General features: G+C 60.2%; 1 protein-coding gene. It reads right to left on the reverse strand.

Going from position 1 to position 533, the window contains the following annotated elements:
- On the reverse strand, positions 1–426 hold a 426-nt coding region (locus BMI01S_RS37535), incomplete at its 3' end, for a condensation domain-containing protein (protein WP_042293486.1).
- Positions 427–533: the final 107 nt, after the last annotated feature.

The following is a 533-nucleotide window of genomic DNA, read 5'->3' on the forward strand; positions in this document are numbered from 1 at the left end:
CGCCACAAGCGCCGCCGCCGCATCCGGCCGGTCCCGCAGGTCGTGCTCCAGCACGGGCAGGCCCGTGCCGGGCGGCAGGATCTCAACCCGGGGCCCTTCCTCCGTATCAACGAAGACGCTGCGCAGCGCCTCGTGGCGCGCATACAGCTGATCGAGGCTGCGCCGCCACGCCGCGCGATCCAGCCTGCCCTGCAGCCGCCAGCCCAGCGCAACGTGGTAGCGGACGCTGTCTTTGTCCAGCTGCGCCAGAAACCACAGCCGCTGCTGGGAAAACGACAACAGTAGAAGGTCTTCGCGGCCTATGGTTTGTATCAACCCAGGCTTTCGCTTACCGTCATTACGATTTCTGTCTTTGGCAAGCAAGACAAGCTCGGTTAAGTCATCAATATCGAGATCTTCTAACTCGATCCTAGTTAGATCTGTCATGTCCGCATTCCCAAAGAAAGCAGGTTCCGAAGTTCATCAGGATCGAACTCTCGTTCGATCAAAGCGATAGCAGTCATACGGGCCAGATCAGCCAGCACCGGACGCGC

This window comes from Paraburkholderia mimosarum LMG 23256 = NBRC 106338 (assembly GCF_000739815.1).
In the GTDB taxonomy this organism is placed as follows: Bacteria; Pseudomonadota; Gammaproteobacteria; order Burkholderiales; family Burkholderiaceae; genus Paraburkholderia; species Paraburkholderia mimosarum.